Origin of the sequence: Alteraurantiacibacter aestuarii, assembly GCF_039523595.1 — a bacterium.
Taxonomy (GTDB): domain Bacteria; phylum Pseudomonadota; class Alphaproteobacteria; order Sphingomonadales; family Sphingomonadaceae; genus Alteraurantiacibacter; species Alteraurantiacibacter aestuarii.
Genome location: NZ_BAAAFP010000002.1, coordinates 2022866 through 2046009, shown reverse-complemented (window position 1 = coordinate 2046009; position 23144 = coordinate 2022866). Strand labels below are relative to the sequence as shown.

The 23144-nt window shown below is 60.1% G+C and carries 15 protein-coding genes and 1 pseudogene; 11 read left to right on the top strand and 5 right to left on the bottom strand.

What is annotated here, in order from left to right; translation table 11 throughout:
• The 6 genes and pseudogenes from ABDZ98_RS13365 to ABDZ98_RS13340 all read left to right on the top strand — a co-directional run.
• Positions 1-2920 (top strand): annotated as a pseudogene (locus ABDZ98_RS13365) (hypothetical protein); the annotation flags it as partial.
• A gap of 30 nt (positions 2921-2950) precedes the next feature.
• Complete coding sequence (locus ABDZ98_RS13360; protein WP_343808889.1) at positions 2951-3679, top strand: OmpA family protein; 729 nt, start codon at positions 2951-2953, stop codon at positions 3677-3679.
• A 20-nt stretch (positions 3680-3699) separates the two neighbouring features.
• On the top strand, positions 3700-5097 hold the full coding sequence (locus tag ABDZ98_RS13355; protein ID WP_343808887.1) for a TolC family protein: 1398 nt from the start codon (positions 3700-3702) through the stop codon (positions 5095-5097).
• A 28-nt stretch (positions 5098-5125) separates the two neighbouring features.
• Positions 5126-7267: a type I secretion system permease/ATPase gene (locus ABDZ98_RS13350; protein WP_343808885.1), complete on the top strand. Its 2142-nt coding sequence runs from the start codon at positions 5126-5128 to the stop codon at positions 7265-7267.
• An 83-nt stretch (positions 7268-7350) separates the two neighbouring features.
• Positions 7351-8307, top strand: a complete 957-nt coding sequence (locus tag ABDZ98_RS13345) for a cell wall hydrolase (protein WP_343808883.1) — start codon at positions 7351-7353, stop codon at positions 8305-8307.
• Positions 8304-9569, top strand: coding sequence for an HlyD family type I secretion periplasmic adaptor subunit (locus tag ABDZ98_RS13340; RefSeq protein WP_343808881.1), 1266 nt, complete (start codon positions 8304-8306; stop codon positions 9567-9569). Before ABDZ98_RS13345 ends, ABDZ98_RS13340 begins: the two co-directional genes overlap by 4 nt.
• Here the strand turns inward: ABDZ98_RS13340 and ABDZ98_RS13335 are convergent.
• Positions 9515-10525, bottom strand: a complete 1011-nt coding sequence (locus ABDZ98_RS13335; RefSeq protein WP_343808879.1) for a transglutaminase-like cysteine peptidase — start codon at positions 10523-10525, stop codon at positions 9515-9517. The genes ABDZ98_RS13340 and ABDZ98_RS13335 overlap by 55 nt on opposite strands.
• Positions 10526-10696: 171 nt before the next feature.
• Between ABDZ98_RS13335 and ABDZ98_RS13330 the strand changes: the two genes are divergently transcribed.
• From ABDZ98_RS13330 to ABDZ98_RS13310, 5 genes are all read left to right on the top strand, one after another.
• Positions 10697-11452 carry a hypothetical protein gene (locus ABDZ98_RS13330; RefSeq protein WP_343808877.1) on the top strand — a complete coding sequence of 252 codons (756 nt, stop codon included), beginning with the start codon at positions 10697-10699 and terminating at the stop codon, positions 11450-11452.
• Positions 11453-11719: 267 nt separating this feature from the next.
• Positions 11720-12709: an ABC transporter substrate-binding protein gene (locus tag ABDZ98_RS13325; protein ID WP_343808875.1), complete on the top strand. Its 990-nt coding sequence runs from the start codon at positions 11720-11722 to the stop codon at positions 12707-12709.
• Positions 12706-14631, top strand: a complete 1926-nt coding sequence (locus ABDZ98_RS13320) for a nuclear transport factor 2 family protein (protein ID WP_343808873.1) — start codon at positions 12706-12708, stop codon at positions 14629-14631. Before ABDZ98_RS13325 ends, ABDZ98_RS13320 begins: the two co-directional genes overlap by 4 nt.
• Positions 14632-14635: 4 nt before the next feature.
• Positions 14636-15496 carry an amidohydrolase family protein gene (locus tag ABDZ98_RS13315; protein ID WP_343808871.1) on the top strand — a complete coding sequence of 287 codons (861 nt, stop codon included), beginning with the start codon at positions 14636-14638 and terminating at the stop codon, positions 15494-15496.
• A 172-nt stretch (positions 15497-15668) separates the two neighbouring features.
• Positions 15669-18707 (top strand): TonB-dependent receptor plug domain-containing protein, encoded by a 3039-nt coding sequence (locus ABDZ98_RS13310; RefSeq protein ID WP_343808869.1) that lies wholly within the window; start codon positions 15669-15671, stop codon positions 18705-18707.
• A 123-nt stretch (positions 18708-18830) separates the two neighbouring features.
• Here ABDZ98_RS13310 and ABDZ98_RS13305 read toward each other — a convergent pair whose 3' ends face one another.
• The 4 genes from ABDZ98_RS13305 to kce all read right to left on the bottom strand — a co-directional run bounded on the left by ABDZ98_RS13305 (position 18831) and on the right by kce (position 23129).
• A complete protein-coding gene (locus ABDZ98_RS13305; RefSeq protein ID WP_343808867.1) occupies positions 18831-19781 on the bottom strand; it encodes a helix-turn-helix domain-containing protein in 951 nt (316 codons plus the stop codon).
• Between the two features lie 145 nt (positions 19782-19926).
• Positions 19927-20664 carry an SDR family NAD(P)-dependent oxidoreductase gene (locus ABDZ98_RS13300; RefSeq protein ID WP_343808865.1) on the bottom strand — a complete coding sequence of 246 codons (738 nt, stop codon included), beginning with the start codon at positions 20662-20664 and terminating at the stop codon, positions 19927-19929.
• Positions 20661-21986 (bottom strand): MFS transporter, encoded by a 1326-nt coding sequence (locus tag ABDZ98_RS13295; protein ID WP_343808863.1) that lies wholly within the window; start codon positions 21984-21986, stop codon positions 20661-20663. The genes ABDZ98_RS13300 and ABDZ98_RS13295 overlap by 4 nt, the downstream gene beginning before the upstream one ends.
• Positions 21987-22193: 207 nt before the next feature.
• Positions 22194-23129 carry a 3,5-dioxohexanoate:acetyl-CoA acetone transferase gene (gene kce / locus ABDZ98_RS13290; RefSeq protein ID WP_343808861.1) on the bottom strand — a complete coding sequence of 312 codons (936 nt, stop codon included), beginning with the start codon at positions 23127-23129 and terminating at the stop codon, positions 22194-22196.
• Positions 23130-23144 lie beyond the last annotated feature (15 nt).

Here is a 23144-nt window from a genome sequence, read left to right as displayed (position 1 = left end):
CGAAGCCAGCGTGACGCTGAGCGGCATCGAGTTCCAGGTGACCGATGGCGATGATGGCGACACGGGCGAGGGCACGTTCGACGTGGTGATCTTCGACGATGTTCCTCAAGCAAGTGATGCGACGGCTTCGCCCGTGCTGGACGATGATGCACATGCCGGCGGCAATCTTGGCGGGACGGATGACGTTGCCAACAATACGGTAGCGAGTGGTGTTGCCGGAGATCTATTTACCGCTGGAGCTGATGGCGTTGCGTCGATCACGGTGACGGGTGCGGCGATGAGCGCGATCTTTATCGATGGCAATGGCGTCGGAGTGCAGGAAGCTGTGACGTGGACACCCGTCACCAACCTGGACGGTTCGGTGACGCTGACCGGGTCGAGCACAAACATCGCGATTGTGGCCGTTCTGACTGTGAATGTGGATGGTTCTTACAGCTACACGCAAAGCGCGCCTGTTGTGCACCCGATCATTGGCACAAGCGAGGAGACAACCAACTTCGTCTTTGGTGTGACGGTAACGGATGGCGATGGTGATACGGCGAGCTCGGATCTGACGATCCGGATCAATGACGACACGCCCTTGACGTTCACGCCGCAAGTCGCAGCACTGTTGAATGTGGCTGGATCGCCGGTTGTCTTCAGTCTTGATACTGGTGATGGCAACATAGCCAACAATTTCGGTGCTGACGGAGCCGGAACGGTCCAGTTCAAGCCTTCACTTGATGGAGCCGATAGCGGGCTCAAGTCAGGGGGGCTGGCAATCATATACGACATCGACGACAGCAATTCGTCGATCCTTTATGGCAAGGTCGGCGGAACCACGATTTTCACGATCACGCTTGATCGCGCAACGTCGAGCTACTCGGTCGACCTGGACGGCAAAGTCGATTCTATTTCCGATGTCCAATTCACAGACTCTGACTATGATTTCATCGGCGGGAACAAGGCCTGGTTTGGAATTGTACCAAACGGGCAGATCGGGACACCGGTGAATGATGACAGCCAGGATGTTCTCATCACACCAACTGGTACCGGCACTTCGGTCAACACCAGCAATATTCTCGGTGGTATTGGCGCTGGCCAGTCTCTCGATTCTGGCGAAGGCTTCCGCATCGATTATGTAGTGGACCTCACCGGATCGCCGCCAAATAACTACGTGGCCGGTGCAACCAATAGTCACAGCTTTGACGGGCATTGGTCAACCAACGGGGCTACGATCAGCTTCCGTCAGTCAGGCGGTACTGCTTTGCGGTTCAAAGCTTATGACGACCCCGATGGGAACAATATTGTCGGCGATGGCGCACAAGATACGATCAACGGCGTTGTGATATCCTATAATGGGCTATCCAGCACGCTGCTGACGCCTACTGCTTCAGCGCAGTCCGTCACTATAGGTTCTGGAACCGCCAATGAGCGGACCTTCACATACCGACTCGATGCTGACGGCAAGAGCGTTATTGTCACCAATATAGCAGGTGCATCGGGTAACAGCGGCGGAGCGGAAACGACGGTCGCCGTCTTCACCTCGACTGGCTATACAACGCTTGAAATCCAGCACGTCAGTGGCGACAGCATCAAGTTCTCTGGGTTTGGTGCGGCGGTTGAAACCAATGAGCCGGTCTCCTTTACGGTACCGGTGCAGATTGTAGACGGTGACGGTGACGTCGTAGATGGCTCGGATATTTCCGTAACTCTTAATCCGGTGGTCGCACCTATCGTGCTCGACCTCGACGGCGATGGCGTCGAGTTCCTCGGCATGGATGCCGGTGTATTCTACGACTATGCACATGATGGTTCAGCCGAACTTACTGCGTGGGCCGCGCCTGACGACGGTATACTGGCCAGAGCCACTGCCAGTGGATTTGATATCGTTTTCGCGGATGATGCAGCAGGCGCCGAGACGGACCTGGAAGGCCTGCTGATGGCCTATGACAGCAACGGCGATCAACTGCTGACAGCAGCTGATGAGGCGTGGAGCAGCTTCGGTGTCTGGCAGGATGCCAATAGCGATGGTGTGTTCGATGCCGGAGAGTTCGTCTCGCTCGACGATGCGGGGATTACCTCAATCCAGCTTGTGTCCGATGGAGTGAGCTATTCCGCTGCCTCTGGCGATGTACATGTCTATGGCAGTGCGGAATTCACGATGAATGGCCAGACCAGCACTCTTGCAGATGCAGCATTCGCAACTGGGAGGGATACGCAGTCGATGGTACGAACCATGGATACAGCGACGATTGCGGCGGCCGCTGCCGGTTTCCTGGCCAGTACAATTGTGAATCCTGATGACATCTCATCGGAAGGCACGCAGCTGACGTCTGATGCTAACCAGGCGCAGTTGGCAATGTCATTCCAGCCCGCATCGTTGACGTTGACGTTGGCGGCAGAGGCTGAGCCCTTTGTGGGGAGCGAAAGCACTGCGGCTTTCAAGGAGCCTGTTGAGGGGCACTCTGTGACCGACAACGCGCCGATTTTCGAGGACGACGGCGTAGCCACGACCTTGAATGACGCCGCGCTGGCGGAATTCGAAGGTCCGGCAGCCGTGCCGGAAAGCGAAGGTTCGAACGCGGATGACAGTGTCTTCGCATTTGCGGACATGGCCGTATCGGACGGGGCCTTGATGGAAGCTCTTCTGATCGTCAGCAATGGTGACGATTCAGATCAATCGCGGGCGCCACAGATCGAGCCCGATCTGGAAAGAGTGCTCGACGACACATTTGCTGAAAACGACATCGACGACCTTGTCGAAGCACATATCGAATCGGCTGATAAGAGCGACGCTCCGGTCACCATGGACCAAGTGCATGTGGCCATGGAAGATTACCTACATAATAGTATCGGCGGTGATGGCAGTGACGCCATGACGTTCATCCTTCCGGAACCGATGGATGACGCAAGTATGGCGGCAGTTGCACATGTCTGACCAATATAGACAATCAAAAGGGGAAGGCTGATGCGTTTCAAAGCCAGTGCAATATTGACGGTGACGGCGTTCGCGCTTTTTCCGGGACATGGTGCCAAGGCCCAAGATAGCGATTTCGCGCGCCTGATGGCTATGGACCTCAGTTCCCTGCAAGGCGAAATCCAGACCCGTTACGATGCGGGGCTTGCTGCCTCACTGTCCGAAGGTGTCATCGCTGCCGATGATGCTCGCTATGTCTGGGCGCTGGAGGCGAAGGTTCAGTGCGGCATCGCACTTGGCTTCCTGAAGTCCTCGACGCGTGACGATACGAGCATTCGCAACTGTCAGCGCGCACATGCGCTGATGACATATGCGCCGCCGCCAACACCTGTTGCTGTTGCCCTGCCGCCGCCACCTCCGCCGCCACAATCACCGGCAATCTGTAACGACGAGGTGGTCGCAATCGTGTTCTTCGAATTCGATTCCGCCCAAATTGCATCCGATACGAACCAGACACTGGATTCGATCATCGCCAATATTCCAATCTGTGGCTGGCGGTCATTCCAGGTTGTCGGGCATACCGATCAGGCGGGCACGGACGCATATAATATCGTCCTCTCGCAGGAACGTGCAGATGCCGTGGTGGAAGCGCTGCAAGCTCGCGGAGTGGCGCGAGCTGCCATGACGAGCTCTGCCGCAGGTGAGAGCAACCCGCGCGTACCTCTGCCTGACGGCACGAGAAGTCCACAAAACCGTCGTGTCGAGATTTCCGCAGACTAAAGGCGAAGGGAGAGGCTACCATGAAACATTTTAGCACTTTGGCTATGGCTTTGTTGCTGTCCGCTGCCGCACCCTCGGCCATGGCCCAGGAAGTCAGTCAGCCGGTCGATATGCGGCAGGCAATTGAAATTGCCATCGCTTCAAATCCGGAAATTCTGCAGGCACAGTTCAATACTGAGGCGATCCAGTTTGAAAGGGATCAGGCGCAAGGCCAATTCTTTCCGACAGTGGATCTGGAACTGTCGGCCGGTGCGCGTCGCCTGGAAAACACCACGCGCAGGGCGCTGGGTATCTCCGACGACTGGCTGTATCCGGTCGAAGCCCAGGCACGTGCAGATTGGACCATCATCGATTTCGGGCGTCGCCGCGGGGAACTCCTGCGTCAGGCCGCGCGGGTCGATGGCGCTTCCCTGCGGGTGGTCGAACGGTCTGAATTCATCGCCCTTCAGGTAGCACGGCAGTATCTCAACCTGCTGCTGCAGGAGCGCATTGTTGCAGCGGCGGAAGACAATACGCTGTTTCACCAGCAGCTGACGGACAGTCTTTCCGAAGGTGTTGACCAGGGATCGATCAGCGTTGCCGATCTGCAGCAGGCGGAAGAACGCCTGCAGGCCGCAATGGTACAGCGGGAGGAAGCACGCGAAGACCTGACCAATGCCCGCACCGCTCTCAGGCGTCTGACCGGCCTCGATATCGATCGCGCGGTTCTGCCCGGAAATCTTCTCTCGATGATGCCTTCCGGGCTTGAGACTGCGATTTCGCTGGCAAGGCTGAACAATCCGCTCGTGCGCGAAGCGCAGGCGGATGTTGACGCCGCAAATGCCATGGTCATGGCGTCACGCGGCGGCCTCCTGCCAGAAATCGGTGTCGATGTGCGTGGACGCGTCGGCGATGACATTGACGGGTTCAAGGGTGAGACAAACGACGTAGTCGGGCGCGTTTACCTGCGCTGGACTCTTTACAATGGTGGCATCAAGGAAGCCGAGGTTCAGGAAATGGTTCGCCGTTCCAGCCAGGCGCGATACGCCCTGCATGACCGCATCCGTGAAGCGGAAGAAGATGTTACCAATGCCTGGACGGCGCTGGAAACCCAGCGCCGGGTTGGCGCAACCCTCGAACGTCAATCGCAAGTGAGCGACGATCTGCTGCTTTCTTATCGCAGTCAGTTCAATATCGGCAGGCGCTCGTTGCTCGATGTTCTGGATGCTCAGAACACGCGGTTTAACACCCAGGTTCGCCGTGAGACTTCGCGCTTTTCCGAAATGTTTGCCGGCTATCAGGTGCTGGCTGCCACCAACAATTTCCTTTCTGCACTGACAGTGGCCCCGGGGGCCGGTTCGGGCATGGAGGAAAGGGAACGCTTCGAATACGGTCCATCGGTACCGGCCGAATTACAGAGGCGCCGGAATCCGCGCTGAAGCAAGCCAGGTCTTAGGAAAAAATCAGGTGTATCAGGTCGATGAATTCAGAGCTGCGAGCGAACGCGACCCTGTAATCTCAGCTATTATTCGATTGGCTGAGAAATTCGGCTTCAATCTCCCGTCTGGCATGTTCAACATGCTCCCGCGTGGGCCAGACGGGAACCTGCCCTACCACCAGGCTGGCGCTGCGCTTGATCTTGTCGGGTTGAATTACGAGCGGCAACAGCCGCGCAAATTGCCTCGGCGGCAGGAATTCTATCCTGCACTGGTCAGGATGAAGGATGGCGCGGCCTTAGCCGTTCTGGATGTTTCCGATTCCGATCTCCTGATCTGGGAAACCGGTGCCGCAGAAGCACAGTGGCGACCGGCTTCAGAGCTGGAGACTGAATTTGCCGGCGATCTGGTTACCGTCATCGCCAATCCGGACAAGCTGCGGGAACAGGATGCCCCCTGGCATGCGAAGGGCAGGACGCATTGGTTCTGGGCCGAATTGCGCAAGGAACGCGCGGCGTTTCGTCCGGTGCTTCTGGCGTCCTTGCTGGTAAATTTCCTGGCTCTGACGCTGCCGCTATTCTCGATGAACGTTTACGACCGGGTTATTCCGAACCGGGCGGAAGCCACGCTGTGGGTTCTGGCAACAGGTGTCCTGCTTGCGTTCTCGCTGGAATTCGCATTGCGCGCGGCCCGGACCAATGTTGTTGACCAGATTGGACGCAGGCTCGACATCAGGCTGTCGCAGAAGATCTTCGCCCGATTGCTGGCATCGCCGATGAGCGAGCGGCGCGGAAGCACCGGCGCACTGGCGGCGCGGGTTGGCGAATATTCCATTGTCCGCGATTTCTTCGCATCGACAACCGTGGTCACCATGGTGGACACGTTGTTCCTCGTGCTCTTCATCGCAGCGATCGCCTATATCGCCGGTTGGCTGGCACTTGTTCCCCTGACGATCATGGCGCTGATGGCGGTGGCTGGTTTCATCCTCCAGCGCAAAGTCAGCGATGCAGCGCGCGATGCGCAGGCCGATCACGGCCTTCAACAGACAATGCTTGTCGAATCCGTTGCCGGGATGGAGACGCTCAAGAGCGTGTCCGGCGAGAGGACAATGCTTGGACGCTGGCATTCGCTGGCCGAAATCGGCAGCAATTCGCAGCTCCGCCTGCGGCGCATCAACGCTGTGGCCGTGGCGATGGCATCATCATTCCAGCAGATTTCCAGCGTTTCTCTGGTGGTTGGTGGGTATTATCTTTTTGCCGACGGCAAGATTTCGATGGGTGCAATCATCGCGATCGTCATGCTCGCATCGCGATCTCTGGCCCCTGCGGGACAGATCGCCTTCTTGTTGACACGCGGGCGGCAGGCGAGCGAGGCGCTTGATTCCATCGAAAACCTGTTTGAGGCCGCAGACGAGCGTCAGCGCGGCAGCATGGCCTTGCCTGCCACAACGGGTGGCCACTCCGTAAAGCTAGAGAACCTCAGCTTTTCGTACCCCGGTGTTTCAGTATCATCGCTCGACCGCATCAATCTCCAGATTGCTCCGGGCGAGCGGATTGCCGTGATCGGACGGGTCGCTTCGGGCAAGTCCACGTTGGGGCGGGTGCTGTGCGGACTGTACGAACCGACAGAGGGCGCCATGTTCGTCAGCGATATCGATAGCCGGCAGTTCCGGCCGACCGATATTCGCGCAGGCTTCCGTTATGTGGGACAGGACGCGAACCTTTTTACCGGAACAATCAAGGACAATATCGCTCTGGGCAAGCCCGGCGCCAGCGATGCCGATGTATTGAATGCGCTCAGCAAGAGCGGCGCCGATGCTTACCTTACAAGGGATGCATCGGGCTTCGATCGCCAGGTGGGCGAGCAAGGACGCCAGCTTTCGGGTGGGCAACGCGCTTTTCTTGCCCTGTCGCGGGCCTTCGTGACCCCATGCGAACTACTCTTCCTGGACGAGCCGACCGGGGCGATGGATAGCCATACGGAACGCATTCTGGTGGAACGATTGAAGGCCAGCCTGTCCGAAAATCAGACAATGATCGTTTCGACCCACCGTCCGGCCCTTTTCGCACTATGCGACAGGATCATCGTGATGGATCAGGGGCGAATTGTGGCTGATGGCCCCAAGGATGAGATCCTGGCGAAGAGTGGACGCCAAACCGGGTTCGAGGAATGACACAAGACAGCGCAACACAAGAGAGAAAGGCAGTGCTCAGGTCAGGGACCCGAGTGTTCGCCTGCGTCCTCTTGTTCGGTGCGTTGAGTGCCCCCATCGCGCTGACCAATGGTGCCATCTCGGCAAAGGCGCTGGATGAAGGCAGCAAATCCGAAAACAGCGAACTGGCGGTCCTTTCCAGTCTCACGCTGAATGAACATGCGCAAATTATCGGCACGGGCCGCACTGCACAGGAGCGCAATGCAGCCATCCCGATCGCCGCCGGTGCTGTGCAGCCGATGGCGGCTTTCCGCGTTGCCGACACCTCGTCTGGCGGTTTTGACGCCGCCCTGCAGTGCCTGACCCAGGCCATTTATTATGAGGCGGCCAACGAGCCATTGGCTGGCAAGCGCGCTGTGGCGCAGGTCGTGCTCAACCGCGTGCGGCATCAGGCCTATCCCTCTTCGGTGTGCGGCGTGGTTTATGAAGGCTGGTCGCAGCCGGTCTGCCAGTTCAGCTTCGTATGCGATGGTTCGCTGCGACGCGCGCCGAGCGGGGCGAGATGGAGCCAGTCGCGCAACGTTGCCCGCGAAGCGCTGGCTGGCCATGTCGAAGCGTCGGTTGGCACCGCAACGCATTACCACGCTGACTACGTGCTGCCGCGCTGGGCTTACGAGCTCGACAAGGTGAAGCGCATTGGTCGGCACCTGTTTTATCGCTTTCCCGGAACGGGCGGGCGTGCCACCAGTTTTACCGCCCGGTGGAGCGGCATTGAACGCATTCCGCAGATCGATCTGGCTCACCTTCCCGCTGACAATTTTGATCTGTCTTCTCTGGATGATGATGTCGCAGTGGAGCCTTGGAAGGCGCCTGATCCGACCGACCGGCGGGCCGCAAACGATGTTGGCGGGCGGATGGATCCGGGCAAGGGCTGGCAGTTGGCCATTCCCGATCCCGCAGATGCCAGCAGTGCCTATCATGCGTCCTTGCGTGAGCAGGATCGCACAAGCCGGATTGCGAGAGCGGATATTGATGCCGCGAACGGAGGCATAACGCCGTGACATTGCGTGAAAGGGTCGCCAGCTGGGATCCTAGCCAGAAGCTGATCGCCATTTCGGCGGTGGGCATGGTCGCTCTCCTGCTATGGGCAAGTATCGCCCAGGTGGACGAGATTACCCGCGGGCAGGGCAAGGTCATACCGTCCAGTCAGGCCCAGCTGGTCCAGGCCTCCGAGCCATCGGTGATCGCCGAGATTCTTGTGCGCAGCGGCGAGAGTGTGCGGCAAGGGCAGGTCCTCGTCAGGCTTGATGACACCTTGGCCGATTCCGACCTGGGTCAGTTGCAGGCGGAGAATGAGCGTCTTGCGGCCCGCGCTTCGCGTCTGGCCGGTGAGGCTTCGGGCAGTTCAATGGGGTGCGAGGCCGGCACGTTGTGTTCCGAGGAGCAGCGACTGCAGCAGGCCCGTCAGGCCACCGCCCGCAGCCGTGAGGCAGCACTGGCAGCTGCAATTGAGCAGAGAAGGCGTGATCAGTCCGAGGCGGATGCGACAGCCAGTTCGCTGGAACAGAGCGTGCGCCTCGCCCAGCAGCAAGTAGACATGCTGGCTCCGCTGGCAGAGCAAGGCATCGTTCCGCAGACGGACCTGCTGACCGCCCAGCGCGAGGTAGTGGACGTGCGCGGCCGACTTGCTGCTGCAAGGCAGGCGAGTGCAAGGGCCGCAGCCGGCATCCGCGAAGCGCAGGCAGATTTACAGGCTGCGCGGCTCGATTTCCGCCAGCAGGCACTGGGCGAGCGGAGCGAGGTCGAGACGCGTATCGCTGTTAACGAGGAGACCATTCGCGGAGCAGAGGCGCGCCGCGACCGCAATGAATTGCGCGCGCCCACCAATGGCATCGTCAATGATGTCCAGATAACCACCGTCGGCGGTTTCGTGAATGCAGGCGAGATGATCATGCAGATTGTGCCCGTGGGCGATCGTCTGCTGGTGGAAACGCGGGTCAGCCCGCGGGATATCGGTTTCGTCTCGGTGGGCGACCCTGCCAATGTGAAAATCACCGCCTATGACTTTGCAACCTACGGCGGACTGCGAGGGCAGGTGCGCGAGGTCTCTGCTGACAGCATTTATGACGAGGTCGAACGCGAGGCCTATTACCGCGTGCTGGTCGAAACCGAGAACAGCTATGTCGAAAAGGGTGGGCAGCGTTATCCTATCGTACCTGGTATGATCACCGAAGTGGAGATCATTACCGGATCGAAGAGTATCCTGTCCTACCTGCTCAAGCCGATCACGCGCGGGCTCAATGTGGCACTGACCGAAAGGTGAGCAAAATTCCGTGCGCGCGGCCGTGCCGTATAGCCGTGCAGCCAGGCGGATTCGCTGTTGAAGCTGATTGTAGGCCGGTAATCATAGGATAGATTGGCGGGAAGGATCGCATCGGTCGCATTGTCGAGCATGAAGAAGCGATCGCCCTGCCGGACTATCAGCACCGCATGATCCGCATTGCGCGCCAGATCTCTGGCCAGCGTCAGATACATATCCTCCGCCGCATAGCCCATGGTCAGCAGCAGCTGGTATTTGAGGATGGCGAAATCCTCGCAATCGCCTGTCCGCCTGGAAAGCGTCTCGGACGCGGTTGCCCAATAGTCACGGCTACCCCAGCCATCCCGGTCTTCCACATGAGCGATCGATCGGTTCACCCATCCGTTTACCATTTGAAGGGTGGATGACTCGGCGGCCGAGTGCTCGCCAACAAGTGCCCGGACACGATCTGATGAGAGCCGGGCACCAGACACGCGGTTCCAGTTTGCGGAAAATGTCGTCTGTTTGATCGCCACCCGTGAAGTGGCAAGGAAATCGTCAGGTCTGGCCTCAACGGCAAATGGTTCTGGCGAAACACGCGGAACAAAGCGCATGGCGCTGCAGTCTGGCGCGATAGAGGCAAGCGCATTTGACTGAGCCAGGGTCTCCTGAACAGCCTGCAGGCCTGCATCGAGACCGGCCTGCTCTTGCCGGATGCGATCGAGTGCGCTCTGCGCTCCGCCCAGTATCGCAGTCGTTTTTGAGTCCGAGGTTAGGGAACTGAACCCATTGCCAGCGGCAGGCAGGATACGCGCCGAATTGAGGCAGTTGCCTTCTAGGATGCCTGAAGCGGCGACAGCCAGCGGTGTCGCGTAGACTGCTGCGTTTGCCGGCACCGCAGCAACCATCCCTACCGCCGCAAGGGCGCAGGTTGGTGCCAGACGTTTCCATCTGGTCGCAAGTGTGGCTGTTTCGAACATGGCCGCACCTTGCGCGGCAAGGCGAATAGGAACCGTCGACAAATGTAGTTAACCACGTGGAAACCATTATGGGCGGCTAAAGGCTGCGCGTGGTCGTCGTTCCGTATGTTGTAGAAGGGTTTTTGGGGTCAACTGCTTCCATGTTACCTAGGAGCAGGTGAAGAGATCGGGGTGAAGGCCATTTTTTCAATGTCCTTGAAAGATGATTTCGGTTGGGCCGGATATCTCAAAACGGTGGCTCTTGGGTTTCCGCTGGTCCTTGTCCTGCTGGCGGCAGCTTTTGCCGCCACGCCTCGCGAATATCGTCCTGTCGCCATCTCGAATATGCTGCTTGGCTATCCAGTCCGAATTGATTTGCTGGAAGTTGAAAAGGCTACTTTACGGCGGGATATGGCCATTCGAGAGGCCGAAGCCGAAGCCGCCAGCTCCCGGTTGTTATCTGATGGAGATGCGTCGTCATTGGTTGTATCTGCTGATGCCAGCGCAGCGGGGGAGGCGGCCGAAAACGAAGACTCTGCGCCAGCTCTGGGCGAAGATTCATCATCTGCACTTGCAATGTTTCCGCAATCCGATCGGCGAGAGCAATCCGGTGGAGCTGCGGATGACCAGTTTCTTCTTCCTATTGATTTCGATCTGGCAGGTGGTCCTGAAGCAGACAGCACGCTGCGGGTCCAGATGGAGGTCCAGTCGGGCCAGCAAATACTCGGCCCGATTCAGGTTCACATAGACAGCACGTCCTCGATCTATGTGTCTCGTGCAGAGATGATGAACATTTTGCCGACCTACTCCAGCGCGATAGCGCGCCTGGATGGGGATTTCGTAAGGCTCTCGCGTTTGCGCGATGTCGGTGTTGACCTGCGTTATGATGCCACGGCCGATCGCCTGATTGTTTCTGAAGGTGCTGTCAGACGAAATGCACGTGATTGAAAAGTCATGGGTTGAGGGCAGGTCATGCGAATACGGTGAAATCCTCTGCACCCGGCTCTCGGTCGCATTGGCCGAGCGGCAGAGCTCATGGCCTGAATCCGGTCCAAATTGCCCGATGCGGTAGCGAATCGTGCCTCTTGCGGCATGTATCCGGGCAAGCGTTTGCCGGGTCCATTAATGATCGATAGGCAATCTCAAGCTGCATGGCGGCTATCTGTGACAAGTCATGGATGGACCGTCGGGGAGAGCGCTGATGGGGGAATTGGGATGAACACGTTACGTGGTGCGATGGCTGTGGCCTGCATCTTGCTCTCCGCATGCTCGGCGCAAACGCCGCCTGTCGCCGCCTCCGGCCCGATTGCCATTTACGGCAACAAGCAGACCTTCGAAATCGCGCCGGTACTGCTCGCGGCGGAGGCCTATTATCCTGGCGAGGCCTATGTCGGCATGGGCTCGATTGCCAATCTGGTGGGTGAGCCGCCGGTACCCGGATTTGGCGAAGAGGGCGTGGCGGATCTTGCCACCAACGCCGAAACGCAGGCGCTGCGCTATTCTGTCGCGCATCCTGACTTGCGCATCATCATGACGGTGACCGAGGGGCTGTACCGGATCGTTGCCCGCCGCTCTGCCGGGATCGCCAGCGTCAGCGATCTGCGCGGACGCCGTGTGGCCACGATCGAACAGACCAGTTCGGGCTATTTCCTCAAGCTGATGCTGGAGCGCGAAGGGCTGAGTTTTGCCGATATCGAGGCGGTGCCGATTGTCCCGCTTTCCGGCATGACGGAGGTGCTGGCCAGCGGCGATGTCGATGCCGTGGTGATCTGGGAGCCTGAGAGCGAAAACGCCGCGCAGGTGCTGGGTGATGATTTGATCGAGTTTTCCGGCCACGGTGTTTACCGCGAGCTGTTCAATCTCAATTCCACCGCCGGCAATCTGGCCGATCCGGTGAAGCGCCAGCGGATCGTGCGGTTCATCCGCGCCATTCTGGATGCCAGTGCGGAGATCCGCCGCGATCCGGCGCGGGCGCAGCAACTGGTGCGCGTCGCCGGTGAGTTTGACCCTGCAGACGTGACCGAAAGCTGGCAGCATCACGGCTGGCTTGCTGCGGTTCCTGATGATCTGCTGGATGTGCTGGTGGTGCAGGAACAATGGCTGGCGGAACGGGGCGACCGTGTTCCGCGCAGCCGCGAGCAGCTTGCCAGTCTGATTGATACCAGCGCCTATGAAGAAGCGCTGGCGCTGGGAGATGCAGAATGATCCGCCGCCTGATCCTGGCGCTTGCCGTGCTGGCGCTTGTGCCGGGCATGGCCCGCGCGCAAACAGACCAGACAGACATCGCTCACTACGCCGGGGAGGTCGATGACCTGACGGCGATCCGCCAGATCAAGCACATGCAGGCGCGCTGGGGCCATATGGCAATGGCGGGCAACTGGCACGGGATGGCGGCCATGGCCACACCCGATGCAGAAGTCGAAACGCGCGGTGGAATCGTCTCAGGCCGGGGCGGGGTCGAGGCCTGGCTGCGCAGCACACAAGGCGGCGGGCAGGACGGCATGCCTGCGGGCCGGATGAATGTGCGGCTCTATCTCAGCCCGGTCATCACACTGTCAGCCGATGGCCAGAAGGCAACCGGCCGGTGGCACGAAGTGGCGCTGACCGCCGAGATCGGACAGCAGGCGGGCTGGCAGGGTCTGACCCACGTGATCGATTACGTGAACACGCCTGAAGGCTGGCGGATCGCCCACATCCGGCCCTACATGCAGTTCGCCGGTTCCTATGCCGATGGCTGGATGCATGATGCCGCCACGCTGGAGCGCGCACCGTATCATTACACGCCAGACCAGGCTGGAACGGTGCTGACCGGTCGCGCAGCTCCGGCTGCTGAAATTGCCGGCCGCGATCAGAATGCGCTGGACCTGCAGGCCGATGCGCTGCTGGCGCAAAACCTCGCGCAAAATACCGTCAACGCCTTTGGCTATTACCTCGATCGCGGAATGTATGACGACATCGCCGACCTGTTCGCCGATGACGCGAAGATCGAACTGGGCGGCACGGGCAGCTGGAATGGTGCCGCTGGTGTGCGCGCTTTCCTGACACGGTTCGGACCGGCGGGCATGGACGAGGGCGAGCTCAACGATCATGTCCAGCTGATGCCCATGGCGAATGTGGCGGCAGACGGATCGATGGCGCTCATCCGCAATATCGACCTGTCGATGACCGGCCAGCACGGCGGCGAGGGCTTCTGGCAGGTCACCATGCAGACCTTCATGCTGCGCCCGGATGACGAAGGCCACTGGCGCATCGCCCTGATGCATTACAGCCCGATCATGCGGTCAACCTATGAGGATGGCTGGTCCAATCCCCTGTCCGCAGCGCCAGAGCTTACGCAGGGCGGGGCGCCCGATGGGGAGACAAGGCTGGGCAGTCTCGATTTCCGCTCCACCGCCTATGCCGTTCCGCCGCTGGGCGAAAACCTGATCATGCCCGCGCGCGGGGAGGCGGCAACCATGCCGCGCACCATCAATGCGCTCGCCCATGCAGAGGCGTTTGACGGGGCGGAAAACATATCCAATGCCTATGGCTATTACATCGATCAGTTTGCGTGGCGGAAGACTGGTGGTCTGTTTGCCCATGATGGCTGGAAGGAGCTGTCGTACATCGGCACGTTCATTGGTCAGGATCGTGTGATCGGCAGCATGATCCAGCGCTATGGCGAAGGCGGGCCCAACGATGCGTTCCAGGCGATTCACCAGAAGACCCAGCCCTATGTCACCGTTCTGGATGATGCTGGTCAGCGCGCCTTCGTGCGCAGCAGGCTGTTCCAGTTCAACAGCTCCTCCGACGGGTCAGGATCGTGGATCGGTGGGATCTATGAAAACCAGGTGATCAAGGAAGACGGGATCTGGCGCATCCACGGGATGGACCTCGATTACGTGTGGCTGGGCGATTATGCGACCGGCTGGATGGGCATCGATCCGGCGGCCAGCGCGCGCTTTGGCCCTGGCGATGCAGCGATCGCAGCCTTTGCCCCTGACGCGCCATTGCGAGGCGAGGTGTTCGCCCCATATCCCGCGATCAGGCCGATGGGTTTCCATTTCACCAACCCCGTAAGCGGGCGCGCCCCGCCCCTGCAATTGCAATGGTCCGATGGCCATCGGCAGCCAGCAGCGGAGCAATAGGGCAATGACTGGCAGGACTGATCCTGGAACCGTGACGAAAGCCCCGCGCGTGGATTGCCATGCGCATGTGTTCGATGCGTCAATGCCCGCCCGGCCCAATGCCTGGACGGTGCCCGATTATGAATTCAATGCCGCCGACCTGCTGGCCCAGCTGGATGAAAATGGCGTGGAACTTGCCGTGCTGTCCGGCCTGTCCATCTCCGGGGCGTATAATGATTACATGATCCGCGCGCTGCGCCAGCACCGGCGGATGCGGGGGACGGTGATCGTCGATGCCCCGTCCAGCCTGTACGAGCTGGAGCGCATGCAGGAGGACGGCATCGTTGGAATCCGCCTGCAACTGGCGCGGTGCGACGAGCTGCCCGATTTTGAGAGTTTCGATTACCGCGTCTTGCTGCGCCGGGTGCGCGATCTGGACTGGCACGTTCAGCTGGCCATCGAAGGCTCGCGCCTGCCTGGCGTGCTTGAAAACCTGCTCGCATCGGGCGTGAAGGTGGTTGTCGATCACTTCGGTCATCCTGATCCGGCCGATCCGCTGGGTTGCCCCGGTTTTGCGGCCATGTTGCGGGCGGTGGACAGCGGGCTGTGCTGGATCAAGATGTCCGGCGGTTTCCGGCTGGCGGGCACTGCCGCCTGGCGTGACGATCCCGATGGCGATCTGGAAATGCTGGCCAAGACGGTGGCGGCCTCTCTGGTCGAAAAGGTCGGAACCGATCGCCTGTTGTGGGGCAGCGATGCCCCGTTCGTCGGCTATGAAGATCGCCTTTCGTACCAGAGCGTGCTGGCAAGCTATTATGGCTGGCTGCCTGATCCGGTCAAACGGGCGGAAGTCTGTGACACGGCGATCAAACTGTATTTTTCCTGAAATGGCATAACGATCGATGTTTGTGCCGGATAGGGCATGAAGCAATACCACTAGAGGTAAGAAGTCTGATCAGAAAAATGTGAATTGATGCCCCAAGGTATGGATTGACTGCACTCATCATTGATGAGGCATTTCGATCATGTGCTTATATTGCACCTTAGGGGAGGAATTAATGAATAAAAATATTAGGAGCTGGCTCCATTTCGGCTCCAGTTCATTAGCGCTTACTTTCGCTCTTGCGACAGTTTATTCAGCGCCCGCACTGGCTCAGAATGCCGGAAACGCTGCTGAAGCCAGCGAAGCGGCTGACGCTGCCGATGATAATGACATGATCCTGGTGACCGGTTCGCGCATCAAGCGCGACGGTTTCAGTGAGCCTACACCCGCCACTGTGTTTGACGCCCAGACCACGCGCGACCTTGGCCTGGTCAATGTCGGCGATATTGTCGAGCTGATCCCGCAGAACAGCTCCTTCCAGTCCGATGCGACCGCTGGCATTACCGCTGGCGCAGACGTGGGTGCCAATTTTGCCAACCTGCGCGGCCTCAACCCCAGCGCAGGAACGCGCACGCTGACGCTGGTCAACACCCGCCGCTTCGTGCCGACGTCAGATGGCGGTGCGGTCGATCTCAACCTGATCCCCACGGCCATGATTGCCCGCGTGGAAACGGTGACCGGCGGTGGTTCGGCTGCCTATGGCTCGGATGCGATCGCGGGTGTGGTGAACGTCATCCTCGATACCGATCTGGTCGGCTTGCGCGCGCAGGTTGATTACGGTCAGACCTTCCGCGGCGATGGCGAGGATTTCCATGCCTCGCTCGTCTATGGCACGGATCTGGGAAGCCGGGGCCACGTTGTAGTGGGCGGCGAATATCAGAACAAGCAGGGCATCGGTGATTGTTCGGCAGTGCGCCTGTGGTGCGCCGAAGGCTGGGATATCTTCGACAATGACGCGGACGTGCTGCCGGGCGGCGGGGTGACCGGGTATAATATTCCCGGATCGCCCACTTTCGGCCAGCCCAACTTCATCATTGCGCCCGATTCCAAGCAGGCGTTCAACGATTCACACGGCGTGGTGCGCAACCGCGCCCCGGCCAATCCCGCCGCGCGCAACCTGCGCTTCAACGATGATGGCACCGGTGTGCTTGATTTCGATCCGGGCATCTATGTCAACGCCAACACCTTCGGTTCACGCAGCGGCGGCGATGGCGAATCGACCTATGCCGATTCCGATCTGCAGACCCCCAGTGAACGCTATGTCGGCTATCTCTATGGCGAGTATCAGCTGACAGACGCGATCAGCGCCTTCACCGAAGTCACCTATGCCCACACCAGCAATTCCAACAGCGGCGTTACCGCCGGTCCCCGCTCGACGTTCTTCGTCAAGCCGGACAATGCCTTCCTGCCTTCCGATCTGGTAACCCTGCTGAACGGCACATCGTTCAGCCTGGGCAAGGATGTCGATGCGCAGATACCCGCGCTCAACTCCGCTCAGGCCGATGTCTGGCGCGCGATCGTGGGCCTTGAAGGGGAAATCGGCAGCAACTGGAGCTGGGATATCTATTACCAGTACGGCTCCAACGAAAAGCACCGAGACGGGCGCTATTCACGCGTCAATACCGAGTTCCAGTTCGCGCTTGATGCTGTGGACGAAGGCCAGTTCCTGAACGGCACACCCAACGGCAACATTGTCTGCCGCGAGACACTGAAGGCCAATCCCAATCCGCGTGCGGAAGGCTGCGCCCCGCTCAACCTGTTCGGGCTCGACAATCTGACGCAGGCTGCGATTGACTATGCCTATCGCCCGGTTGTGCAGGACTTCAGCTATACGCAGCAAGTCATTGCAGCATCGCTCAGCGGTGATCTGTTCGATGGTATAGGCGCAGGCCCGGTCGGTGCCGCTGTTGGTGCGGAATATCGCGCCGAAGAGGGCGATGTAACGCACGGCAACATCCCGAATTACAACGATTATGCCTTTACCTTCGGCACGGATTACGGCGGCTCGATCGACGTGTTCGAGGCCTTTGGCGAGGTCAACGTGCCGCTGCTGGCGGACTTGCCCTTTGCCGAGATGCTGGAGCTGAACGGGGCAGTTCGCTGGACGCAGAACAGCGCCCGCAACGCCAGCACCGGTGAAGACAAGACGACCGACAAAATCAGTTACAAATTCTCCACCATCTGGGAGATTGCTGACGGCTTCCGCGTCCGTGGCTCACGCTCACGCGATATACGGTCGGCCGGTTTCCGCGAATTGTTCAACCAGCAGGTGCCGACCGAAGAGGGCAGTTCGCAGGGGATCGTCGATAACTTCAACATCCCCGGCTCGCCCGGCCTTGGCGATGACCCGACGCCGATCCTGAACGGCGGCAGCTTTGCGCTCTCGCCTGAAAGTGCAGATACGACGACGCTGGGTGTGGTGTTCAGCCCGAATTTCGCCCGCGGCCTGCGCCTGTCGGCAGACTGGTACCAGATCGCCGTCACCGACACGGTGACCACTCTGCCAGGTCAGCGGATCGTGGACTTCTGCGGCGATTTCAGCCTGTTCTGCGATCGCATCACCTTTGCCTCGCCCACGAACATCACCTTCGTCGATGCGCGGCAGGTGAATCTGGGCAGCCTGAAGGTGCGCGGTTTCGATTTCGAACTGGCGTATAATTTGCCGCTGTATGAACTGAGCGGCGGTTGGGGCGGCAATCTCAACCTGCGCGTGCTGGCCAACAACCAGTATGACTTCAAGGTTCAGGCCGATCCCACGACCCCGGTCATCGATTATGCCGGGCAGACGGGTCCGGTGCTTCTGGGCGGGGACTTCAATCCGTCACCCGACTGGGTATTCATGGGCTTCCTTTCCTATGACAACGGCCCGTTCAACGCGACGCTGAGCGCCCGGCACATCGCCAAGGGCATCTACGATGTCGAGAAGATCGGCCCGCAGGATGCCGGTTACGATCCTGGCCTGCCAGACTCGATCAATGACAACCGCGTGGACAGCGCGACCTATTTCAACATCGCCATGTCGTATGAAATTCCGCTGGGAAGTGGCGGCGACCAGTATGTTGAGCTGTTCGGATCGATCGAGAACCTGTTCGACACGACGCCACCTGTCGCACCTGGCGGCGGCGGACTGGGCGGGTCCAACTATCCGACCAATCCGGTCTACTTCGATACCTTTGGTTCGCGCTTTCGTATGGGTGCACGACTGCGCTTCTGATCCCATGGGCGGGTCCTCCCACTCGCTATCCACTGGCCGGCCCTTTCACAGCGAAAGGGCCGGCCTTTTTCATGGACCAGCCCTATTCCTGAGTGAGTTTGAGTGAGCCGTCTGGCGCGGTGATCAGGCCTGCATGCGGCGGCGATATTCGCGCGGGGGCATGCCGTGCTGTTCGTGGAAAGTCCGGGTGAAATGCGCCGCGCTGTTGAAGCCCCAGGAAAAGGCGATTTCGGTCAGCGTGTGACCGGCCCAGCTGGGATCGCGGATCTGCTTGGCGCATTCCTCCAGCCTGCGGCGGATGATGTAGGTCGATACCTTCTCACCCGAGCGGGCAAAGATCGTGCGCAGATAGCGCGGCGATATGCGCAGGCCGGTGGCGATATTGGCCGGCGCCAGATCGGGATCGCGCAGATTGTCTTCGATATAGCGGACCACTTCGGCGTGACGACCGCCCAGCACGGCGGAAACCTCCGGCGCCATCTCAAAGCCAATGGCGTAAGACATGGACAGCATTTCGAGCAGGTTCTGCGCCAGCCGGCCATCATAAATGGAGGTGAAACCAGTCTCCAGCTGGCTGTTGAGCCGCTCCACCATGGCGTACATGGTGCTGGTCAGCCCAACTTCGTTCTTCAGGTGCAGGCCGCAGAACTTCTCCGGCGTCGGCAGATGCTGCTTGAGCGTGGCGGCATCGACCCGCAGCATGATGACCATGCTGTTGTCCTCCACCGTGAAGCTGTGCGGCGCGGCACTGTCGCACAGGGCGAAATCGCCCTGCGTCATCTGAGCTTCCTGGCCGCAATGCGAAAGAAGGCTGCTGCCCCGCGCCTGCAACAGGAACGAGTAGAGCCGTGGTGCACCGGGCAGGATATGCCGCCTTGTGCGCAGGATATTGGTCCTGTTGGTGGACATGCGGGCGAACTGGACCGGGCCCAACTGGCCCAGGCTGAGGTTTGCCGCAAAGTCCTGGCTGTTCGCGGGAGTGAATTCGACATTGTTGAGCTGGCGTGAGTAGAGCGCGTTCCACGCCGACGTTCGCGATTCTGCAGGCAGCGTTTCAGTACTGTAAGATTGCATCGCCGTTTCTCTCCCGAAGGCCGGGCCAGCTTTTTCTGACCTTCTCGCCTGTTCGATGGATCAGTTGTCCATCAATTGTGCCCTGGCTGCAAGTGTGCGCTGATTGAAGCGGGGGACCGGGCGAGGGCTGATGAAAGCCAAGCCATCATGCGCCGCCCGCCACCGCAAGATTGGCTCCGGTCACATAGGATGCCTCGTCAGAGGCGAGGTAAAGGACGGCCGTCGCCACCTCCTCAGGCTCACCAACGCGCCCCATCGCCACGGCACTGGCGCCGATCTGCTGGCGTTCAGGGGTCAGCATCTCGGTGGCAATGGGGCCGGGCGATACGCAGTTCACCCTGATACCCTGCTGCGCCACTTCGCGCGCCAGACCTGTCGACAGGCTGTTCACACCGCCCTTGGAAGCGGCGTACCAGACATATTCCCCGGCTGATCCACGATCGGATGCGCGTGAGGAAATAAAGGTGATCGAACCGCCCGTGCCGCCGGACTGCGTGGACATGGTGCGGATAGCTTCCCGGGCGCACAGCATCGCCCCGACCAGATTGACCTCAATCACCTGGCGCAGTGTTTGCGCGCTCGCCTGTGCAAGCGGGGAGGCCGGGCCGGTGATCCCGCTGCAATACACCATGGCGCGAACCGGCCCCAGGTTTGCTGCCTGCTCGAACAGGGCGGTGATATCGCTTTCGGTTGATACCTCGCAGTGCGCGGCGATTGCCTCTCCGCCCGCTGCCGCAATTCTCCTCACCAGCGCATCTGCCTGATCGGCACTGCTGGAATATGTCAGCACGACGCGATAGCCGCGCTGGCTGGCCATGATCGCAGTTGCCGCCCCGATGCCGCGACTGCCGCCAATGATGACCATGACCGGCTTGTCGTTCATGTCCCGCTGCTGCCGCTCACCAAATCTTCCCTCGCATCTTTGCCCGCCAGATCGTCCAGTGAGAGCAAAGCTCGTCCGGCGGTTTCAGGCAACAGCAAAGTGGGGATCAGCGCGCAGGCAATGCCCACAATGCCCAATGTCGCCATCGCTGCACTGAGCGGTATCAGCGTGGCCAGCAAGGGAACGGCAAGGATGAACAGCGCGGCACCGGCACGGCCCGAATTATAGGCGAAGGCCTGACCCGAACCGCGCATCTCGGTGGGGAAGAGTTCGGTGAAATAGGGTCCGAAGCTGGCATACATGCCGAACTGGAAGAAGCCGTAGACCATGCCGATGGGCACCAGCAGCCACAGGTTGTCGCCCCACGGGCCGAACAGATAGACCGAAGCCATGATCACAAAGCCCAGGCCGAAGATGCGGAATACCTTGCGGCGCCCGGCGATGTCGCTGATGTAGGAGTTGGTCAGGCAACCCAATATGCCGCCGAGTGAATTGATCAGCACCAGATATCCGGCCACAGACTGGGTCATGCCGCGCTCCACCGTCATGAAGGTGGTGAGGTAGTTGGCGACCGAATAGGCGGCCCCCTGAACGCCAAGCGACAGCAGCGATGCAAGGGCCGTGATCCACAGCACCTTGGGCGAGAATATCGCGCCAAGGCCGGTGGTGCGATTTTCCGCTTTCAGCTTGGCCCGCGCCTGCTTGTAGACATCTGCATCGTCCGATCCGCGGCGGATGAAGAATATCAGCAGGGCAGGGGCCAGCCCGACCCAGAAGGCCACGCGCCAGCCGATATCCGGATCGAAGGATGCGGCCACCGGGCCGGCCAGTATCGCGGCTATGGCCGAACCGACAGGCGCGCCCGCCTGAACTGCGCCCAATGCCTTGCCGCGATGCTTGGGATTGATCATCTCACCCAGCAATACCGCGCCCACTGCCCATTCCGCACCAAACCCGATGCCGTGCAGCACACGCACGAGCAGCATCTGTTCGTAGGTCTGCGCGAAGCCGGAAAGGAACGAGAATACCGAAAACCACAGGATGGTGATCTGCAGGATCCGCGCGCGGCCAAAGCGGTCACACAGCCAGCCGCCCAGCCAGCCACCGATTGCTGCGGCGAAATAACTCGCGCTGGCGATCGAACCGGCCTCTGTCAGCGTAATGCCCAGCGATGTGATGAGGAGCGGGATCAGGTACTGGAACACCTGCGCGTCCGCCGCATCCATGATCCAGCCTGCCCCGCAGGTCCAGAACACGCGCCGGGTCTTGCCGTCCGCTTCGCGGTACCAGCCGAACAGGCTCCTGTCGGTGCTTGCTTTCATCGCGCCATCGACTCCCAAGTTACCCTCACCCCCGCCCGGTGCCATTGTTATTCATGACCGCTGCGGGAGCGGTCCTTTATCCAGCGGCTTGCGATAAGATACCAGCGGCACGGCCTGTGCAGACTTGACCAGCGCGGCTTCATCTAACCGCTGGCGCGGTATTTCCCACGGTTTCGTTGCGTTATCTGCCTGAGGGGAATGATCCGGTCAGAAAGCCACGGCGTCCCCGCCCTTGAGGCCCAGCATCGCACGCGCTTCATCCGCAGTGGCCACTTCGCGCCCCAGTGTCTCGATGATGAGGCGCAGCTTGGTTACCTGCTGGGCATTGCTGTGTGCCAGTTCACCCGGGCCGATGTACAGATTGTCCTCCAGCCCGACCCGCGCATTGCCGCCCAGCAGCACCGACTGGGTGCAGAAGTCGAGCTGGTTCCGACCGGCGGCGAAGGCGGAGAAGATGTAATCATTGCCAAACAGGCTGTCCGCCACGGTCACCATATGCGCCAGATTGCGCGGGTCGGCGCCGATCCCGCCCAGAATGCCGATCACCCCCTGGACCAGGAATGGCGGATCGATCAGCCCGCGATCGGCGAAATGCGCCAGCGTGTAGAGATGGCCGACGTCGTAGCATTCGAATTCAAACCTTGTGCCGAATTCGCGGCCCACTTCCAGCATGATCCGCTCGATGAAGGCGTTGTCATTATACATGATCCGGCCACGGCTGGATTCGACATATTCGCGTTCCCACGCATGCTGCCAGTTGCTGACGCGCTTGCCGGCGGCGGAGAAGTCAAAGATCAGCGGACCCATGTTGAGCGAGCACAGCTCTGGCCGCGCGGCCTTGGCGCCTTCCAGCCGGTCATCCAATGACATGGTCGCACTGCCGCCGGTGGAAATGTTGATCACCGCATCGCAGGACTGCTTCACGCGCGGCAGGAAGCGCATGAAATCATCTGCCCGGGCGCTGGGGCTGCCGTCGCCATCGTGACGCGCGTGCAGGTGCAGGATCGCCGCGCCAGCCTCTGCCGCACCGATGGCCGCAGCGGCGATCTGATCGGCAGTGACCGGCAGATGCGGCGACATCGACGGGGTATGGATCGACCCGGTCGGAGCGCAGGTGATGATGACCTTGTTTGTCTTGCGCATCCGATATTTCCTCTA